Source organism: Bacteroidales bacterium (assembly GCA_016707785.1).
GTDB lineage: Bacteria > Bacteroidota > Bacteroidia > Bacteroidales > UBA4417 > UBA4417.
Genome location: JADJGZ010000049.1, coordinates 23,553 through 30,157, shown reverse-complemented (window position 1 = coordinate 30,157; position 6,605 = coordinate 23,553). Strand labels below are relative to the sequence as shown.

At 41.6% G+C, this 6,605-nt stretch carries 9 protein-coding genes; 2 read left to right on the top strand and 7 right to left on the bottom strand.

Features of this window, described 5'->3' with window-relative positions:
- A partial coding sequence (locus tag IPH84_17790) for an MBOAT family protein (GenBank protein MBK7175024.1) occupies positions 1–739 on the top strand: 739 nt, incomplete at its 5' end.
- Positions 740–750: 11 nt separating this feature from the next.
- On the top strand, positions 751–1,917 hold the full coding sequence (locus IPH84_17785) for a hypothetical protein (GenBank protein ID MBK7175023.1): 1,167 nt from the start codon (positions 751–753) through the stop codon (positions 1,915–1,917).
- 80 nt (positions 1,918–1,997) lie between these two features.
- Here the strand turns inward: IPH84_17785 and IPH84_17780 are convergent, their stop codons facing one another.
- The 7 genes from IPH84_17780 to IPH84_17750 form a co-directional block, all read right to left on the bottom strand.
- Positions 1,998–2,438, bottom strand: coding sequence for a cytochrome c maturation protein CcmE (locus tag IPH84_17780; protein MBK7175022.1), 441 nt, complete (start codon positions 2,436–2,438; stop codon positions 1,998–2,000).
- 1 nt (position 2,439) lies between these two features.
- Positions 2,440–2,574 (bottom strand): CcmD family protein, encoded by a 135-nt coding sequence (locus IPH84_17775; protein ID MBK7175021.1) that lies wholly within the window; start codon positions 2,572–2,574, stop codon positions 2,440–2,442.
- Between the two features lie 46 nt (positions 2,575–2,620).
- Positions 2,621–3,298: a cytochrome c biogenesis protein CcsA gene (gene ccsA / locus IPH84_17770; GenBank protein ID MBK7175020.1), complete on the bottom strand. Its 678-nt coding sequence runs from the start codon at positions 3,296–3,298 to the stop codon at positions 2,621–2,623.
- A gap of 33 nt (positions 3,299–3,331) precedes the next feature.
- Positions 3,332–3,988, bottom strand: a complete 657-nt coding sequence (locus IPH84_17765; protein MBK7175019.1) for a heme exporter protein CcmB — start codon at positions 3,986–3,988, stop codon at positions 3,332–3,334.
- A 105-nt stretch (positions 3,989–4,093) separates the two neighbouring features.
- Positions 4,094–4,621, bottom strand: a complete 528-nt coding sequence (locus IPH84_17760; GenBank protein MBK7175018.1) for a hypothetical protein — start codon at positions 4,619–4,621, stop codon at positions 4,094–4,096.
- Between the two features lie 51 nt (positions 4,622–4,672).
- Positions 4,673–5,341 carry a PorT family protein gene (locus tag IPH84_17755; GenBank protein ID MBK7175017.1) on the bottom strand — a complete coding sequence of 223 codons (669 nt, stop codon included), beginning with the start codon at positions 5,339–5,341 and terminating at the stop codon, positions 4,673–4,675.
- 133 nt (positions 5,342–5,474) lie between these two features.
- A complete protein-coding gene (locus tag IPH84_17750; GenBank protein ID MBK7175016.1) occupies positions 5,475–6,566 on the bottom strand; it encodes a DUF2200 family protein in 1,092 nt (363 codons plus the stop codon).
- Positions 6,567–6,605 lie beyond the last annotated feature (39 nt).

The following is a 6,605-nucleotide window of genomic DNA, read 5'->3' as shown; positions in this document are numbered from 1 at the left end:
ACTTCAGATTTATTTTGATTTTTCCGGGTACTCTGATATGGCGATCGGATTAGGAAAGATGTTCGGGTTTACTTTTATGGAAAACTTTAACTACCCCTACATCTCAAGGTCGATCAAGGAATTCTGGAGACGTTGGCATATCAGCCTGTCCACCTGGTTCCGGGACTATTTATATGTTCCCCTTGGAGGAAACAGGAAAGGAAATGGAAGAACATATTTTAACCTTTTATTTGTGTTTTTCGTAACAGGACTGTGGCATGGGGCAAGCTGGTCGTTTGTATTATGGGGGTTTATGCACGGGACCTTCCTGATCCTGGAAAGGCTGTTGTCGGGCAAATTCCCTGATAAACTCTGGCGCCCCCTTCAGCATCTTTATACTTTATTTGTAGCCCTGATGGCATGGGTACTTTTCAGAGCAGAAGACATAGGTTATGCCTGGGACTATTATGCCGCCCTTTTCGGACAAAGTAACGCCAGTCTGAACCTCTATACCTTCAGTAAGATTATGAATGCAGAATTCATACTCTTCTTTGTGATAGGACTGCTTAGTGCATCAGGATTACTTGTATGGCTCAATAAGAAAATAGATTTACAGGTCAGCCGTATGGAAGAACGCTCTCTGCTGATTGCAGAATCATACAGAATAGCACAGGTGCTGTTTTTCACTGCCATCCTGGCCATCTGTTCCATGTACCTGATTACGACAACTTACAATCCATTTATTTATTATCGTTTCTAACCAGCAGAATTATGAACCGCAAGACACTGGTATCCCGCATCACAGCGATCGTCCTCTTTGCCCTCGTTCTCTGCTCTGCTTTTTTGCAGCAGGCTTTTCACTGGTTGCCAGAAATGCCTAATAGTGAAAACAGGAGATTGAGTGATAAACCTGTACTTCGTTTAAACCTTCTCGACCCCTTTCCGGTAGCTTACGAAGCCTATTATAATGACCACTTTGCCTATAGGAATCAGCTGGTGAAGGTTTATTCCGACCTGAGCCTGAACCTATTCAACAAATGTCCTTATCCCGACCAGGTAATCCTTGGGAAAAAGGGCAACCTCTTTATGGTACCCAAGGAATTGGTGAATTACCAGCGCACAGATCTTTTCACCCGGGAAGACCTGGATAAAGTGAAATCTGATTTCCTCTTTCGGAAAAAGTACCTGGCTGAAAAAGGGATCGATTACTACTTCGCCATTTGTCCGACAAAATATTCCATTTACCCTGAATACCTGCCCTGGTTTGTTCAACAGAAAGATACGATCAGTCGTACTGATCAATTCATCGACCTGCTGAAAAGTATCGGCATCAAGGTTATTGATTTAAGACCGGCCTTATTGGCTGCAAAGGACAGCATCCCTGAAGGATTATTTATGGCTACTGATAACCATTGGAACGATATCGGGGGATTTGTAGGATACCAGGAAATCATGAAGAATATCAGGCATAATTTCCCTGGACTGAAGATGAAGCAATCGTCTGATTACAATATTCAAACCATGTGGAGGGATGGAGGAAACCTGGCGGTTATTCTCAATAAGGCAAAGGAAATGAGAGACCGTCGCTATTTCTTTAATCCAAAATATAAGGTTACTACCAGCCTGATTCAGCCCTGCCCCTACCAGGTGCCTGATGAGTTTGAAGCCAAAGAATACTTTAAGGGATATACACAGAGTGATGCATCGCTGCCAAATATCCTGATCATCCATGATTCATTCGGGCAATATGTGCAATCCTATTTCAAAGATAGTTTCTCCAGAACTGTCTTTATCTGGGATAAATGGCAATATAAATTGAATGAATCCATCCTCGAACAGGAAAAACCGGATATCTATGTTACCCTTTGTCTTGAAAGCTTGTTAAAAGGCCTGGCCGATAACTGTGAATTCAAAACCATAAGTGGTGAGAAACAATAATCAGCGCAAACTCCAGAGTTACTAAGGAGACCTGATAAGAAAAAGGAAAATGTAAGGGTGAAAATGATAGCCGCTAAGGCTTACATACTGGTACCCTGTTGAGGTTTCGTTGCGTCAAATTCCTTTTTTCCAAAAGAATCCGGCTTGTCATCGTCATTATATTTCGAAGGACATTGCATCAGCAGGCTTTTCGCAAGAAAGATGCTGTCATCAGCCATAGCTCCGATGACAACCAATTGCGAAGGTTTCTCAAAGTCCTGGGGTTTGGCCCCGCTATAAACCACCTTCCTGACATGTCCTTTTTCATCTGCCATATAGAATGAAAACTCATTGGGGTTCAGTTTGGCATCGTAAATAACAGGACGGGTTTTATCGAGTTTCCCGATGATCTGGAAATCCTTCCCCTGGTTACGGGCTGCTTTTGAGAAGTTGCTGTAAGTGCTGATATTCATGAACAAACTGATCACTACACCTATTGCAACAACTACAAATATGATGATGATAATATGCGTTTTTTTCATCTTAATCTTTCTCCTTGTCGTTGAGTTGTTTTTCGAGTTTCCGGGTTTTAATATCAAGGTAAATAAGGTAACCGGCGATTCCTACAAATACTGTTGCCAAAACGATGACAACCACAAAATATTTTGATTCGTACATGGTAAGTAATTAACAAGTTTAGACAATCATTTGTTTAACATGGCGATTATTGAATATCGGATTCCATGAGCCTGTGTTTGATGGAGGCCAGTCGCAATTTGATTTGTATAATCCAGCAACCAATGAGCACCCAACCGATGATAGCCGGATAAAACACCATGCGAAGTGAAGTATCCAATGTAGCCATAGTGCTGGCATTTCCCCCTGCAGCAGGATGTAATGAATTATTGGCGATTCTCGGCAGAATTCCAATGAATACTACAAGCAGGACAAATGCAAAGATATTATAGACAGCTGAAATCCTTGCGCGTTTATGGTCCTCATCCAAAGAACTTCGAAGCACCAGGTAGGCAAAGTAGGCCAGTATAGTGACTGCTGCGCCATTCAACTGGGGATCGTTAGTCCAGGCAGTGCCCCATGTAAATTTGGCCCATTCCATCCCGGTAACAATACCAAGTATCCCGAATAGGAGGCCCACATTCACTGCCTGCGAGGCCAGCCGGTCATATTTCATGTCAAAAGCCGAAAGATATCGGATGCTGCTCACCAGGCCAATGATGAACATAAGCATCATCGCGAACCACATTACCACATGGTAAAAAAGGTTCCTGATTGATTCCCCGATAAGAGGCAATTCAGGGACTTTCATCATCATTCCCACAATAACACTATAGAGCACTAAAGCGAGTCCCAGAAACTTCCACCAATCTTTTTTAAAGGTCATTCCCATATTTCAATAATTCATGCATGGTTAAAATTAATCTCTCCACAAATACGGAAAGAGAACAAATGAGAGTGCCACTACAACAGCATCCAGCAGGAATAATGCCAGCAGGTAGGTTGCGTTATCGGCAATTGTACCATTACTCAGGGCTGAAGAAGATACATTCATGAGTAACAACAAAAAGGGCAACATGATGGGAAAACTTAAAATGGCCATCAGTGCAAAGTTATTGCTGGTCCTGGAGGCAATAGCGGCAATCATGGTCAGTACAGAAGAAAAACCAAAACTCCCTAAAGCCAGGGCAAGCATAAACACCCCATAGGAATGGATAAAGCTACCCATCAGGGCCGTGAAAACCAGGATACAAAGGGCAGAAAGCACACCCATCAGCATAGTATTGTAAATCACCTTCGAAAGTATGATCGACTGCGGACTTGCCAGGGTATAGTAATAAAGCTGCCTTTGGATGCTTTCCTGGACAAAGCTCTTGGAAACTGCGTTTACCGCAGCAAAAAGCATAATGATCCAGAAGAGCGCATTCCAGGTTTCAGGATCTATAACACCAGTAAACGAAAGATAGCACACAAAAATGGTAGACACTACATAAAGCAGAATCCCATTAAAGGCGTAGCGTTGCTTTAATTCAAGGCTTACGTCTTTAGCTACCAGGTGTTTAATTTCATGTACCAGCATCCCATTCAAATGTTGTACAAAGATATAAAAAGCTGTATATATACTACAGATGCATTTGAAGTATAAAAAGGAAAATGGAATTTGAAGAAGGATCTGAAATGCTCAGGGTTGACGGATAGATCTTATCATGACCCCTACCGACTTTCTCGATGCAGGAGGCAAGGATTCTAAATAATGGCTTTGGGTCAGAAAGTCAATTTCCTGGGACAATTCCGGGTGTTTTCCGACAATACGGATCATTGTTTTTAATGCCTTCAACCTGACTGAAGGCTGATTACTCAATTTCTCCCATATAGAAATACAAGCATTAAACAACAAACCTTCCAACTCTTCTTGAATATCCAAATTCAGGATCACATTAAGCAATTCCCTTTGTTGATTTTCCTGGCTGCTTTTTAAGCAATCAATAATGTCTTGCTGATAGTCGAGGACCCTTGGATCATTCTTTTCCATGCAACTCCATAACAGCCATGCTGCACGCCAGGCATAGGGCTGTTTATCTGAGACAGCCAGATGAATGACTTCTTCAAAGTTTTCAGGATGAGCTTGCATATAAGCAATCAGATCCGCTTTATAATGATTTATGAGTATGTGTTCAAAAACGGTTTCCATCAGGATACAGTATAACAATTTCTGAATCAAGGAATTTTTAATATCACTATTCCTTAGTCAGATGAAAACTTAATGGACCACTTTATAACCTATTGTGAATCCACCTGATTGATTCAGTGTTTTATGGTGGTCCCTATCAAAATTGTAAATATCTCTTAGTCCGGCTGAATAAAAGAGGCTGAATTGGAAGTTACCATATTCAACACCCAGCATTGCTTTCCCTCCATAATCAATCCGCCTGTATCTATTATCGCTTTTATTCCCCCAACCCACTAGTGAACGGGTATTCAGATTGGTTTTGGGTGTAGTAATGCTTTCTTCCCAACCTAACAGGCCAAGACCGACATAGGGACCTGCCGCAGCAAAGAATATCTTTTTACCAACTGGAATATTAAGCTTACCCATCACCGGGAGATCAAGATAAATTAATCTGGTTATATTGATTGCTTTCGTGAATTCGGAAGGGACCCACTTGGTGTAATCATACTTTTCGCCCTTACTTTCAAGTATAAGGCCTGTTTCGATCGAAAAACGATTACCCGGGAAGAATTCATACACACCCCCGACATTCCATCCCGGCTTGATCATCCGGTAATTATTGTAAGAGCCATTCTCGTCAAACTGATTGAACCCTGAAAAGTTCATCCCAAGCCGGGCATGACACGACTGTGCTATTGAATCAAGTGTAAACAGGAAAACGAATCCGGTGATCAGCAAAAAGGAAACAATCTTTTTCATCATCATGTTATTAATGATTGAAGAATGTGAAGAGTATTAAACCATTTATTATTCTGCATCTTATCAGGGCTTCCGGTCAATCACCCACCTGACAGTTCTTACTGTCGGGTAACTCATTCAAACCAGGTGTACATCATTTCCATTTGAGAAGTGTTCCCATATTTGTAAACCCGTCAAAGGCGGTAGCATATGCCAGATCATAGTTTACCATAAAAACAGAATTCAGCGAATGAGTAGTTGCACCTTCCATCCGCGACCAGTTCACACCTGCATCCACCGTTTTAAATATTGCCCCATTTTGACCCACCACAAAACCGGAAGGGGAATTACGGATAAATGAGGCAGATTGTAACCCTCCATATGGGTTGGTAAAGATAATTTCCCAGTTCCGGCCTGCGTCAGTGGTCTTCAGAACAGAATTGCCACCTGTAATGTAACCTACTGTAGGAGTGGTGAATGTAATTGAAGCAGGTGTATAACGGGCAGGCAGGGGAATAGAATCCCAGGTTGCACCCCCGTCTTTAGTTTTAAGCATGATTCCATATAGGTCCGGGTCCTGGTTCCAGTACCCTACTATATATCCTGTCTGATTATCAGTAAACCATACGGAAGTCAGCTGACACCGGGTCTCTGATTGCTGGTATTCCCAGCTTTCTCCGGCATTGGTGGTTTTTAATATCTCACCGAATAATCCAACAGCAAATCCGGTATTCTTATCTGGAAAATACATTGAAATTAAGTGTATTTCTGTGTCTTCAAGAATGGTAATCCAATCTTTGCCCCCATTACTTGTTTTGATAATACAGTTTGTACCCGCTGCATACCCGGTTAAAGTATCTGTGAAAAACACTGTAAATAAATCATGCAGGGTATCGGGGGAAGTAACAACCCAATTTACCCCTTCATCAGATGTTTTAAAGATCATTCCATGTAAAAATAATCCCTCATCATCCAAATATGAACCTACCGCGAAACCTATATTTGAATTGAGAAAGCTGACCGAGCTTAAGAAAACATTGGGCTGACTCGACAGAATATGCCACTTTTTTGGCGTAATAATCTCCGGAGTGGCTTCATTCTTTTTACATCCCGGAAGCACTACAGTCAGTAAAGACAAAAGGATCAAAAATACTTCAGCTTTTGTGTGCCCCTTCCTTTCAACCTTCTGAATATATAGCGGATAAATGTTCGCAAAAGGGGTTTTGAAGATTCTTGTGTTATCCATAAGAGCATTCTTTTTTCAAAAATACATTGTAAATGCCGA

Bases quoted from the DNA above. Each gene is read 5' to 3' on its own strand.
- IPH84_17785 (MBK7175023.1), top strand. From the start codon at position 751: ATGAACCGCAAGACACTGGTATCCCGCATCACAGCGATCGTCCTCTTT.
- IPH84_17780 (MBK7175022.1), bottom strand. From the start codon at position 2,438: ATGAAAAAAACGCATATTATCATCATCATATTTGTAGTTGTTGCAATA.
- IPH84_17775 (MBK7175021.1), bottom strand. From the start codon at position 2,574: ATGTACGAATCAAAATATTTTGTGGTTGTCATCGTTTTGGCAACAGTA.
- ccsA (MBK7175020.1), bottom strand. From the start codon at position 3,298: ATGACCTTTAAAAAAGATTGGTGGAAGTTTCTGGGACTCGCTTTAGTG.
- IPH84_17755 (MBK7175017.1), bottom strand. From the start codon at position 5,341: ATGAAAAAGATTGTTTCCTTTTTGCTGATCACCGGATTCGTTTTCCTG.
- IPH84_17750 (MBK7175016.1), bottom strand. From the start codon at position 6,566: ATGGATAACACAAGAATCTTCAAAACCCCTTTTGCGAACATTTATCCG.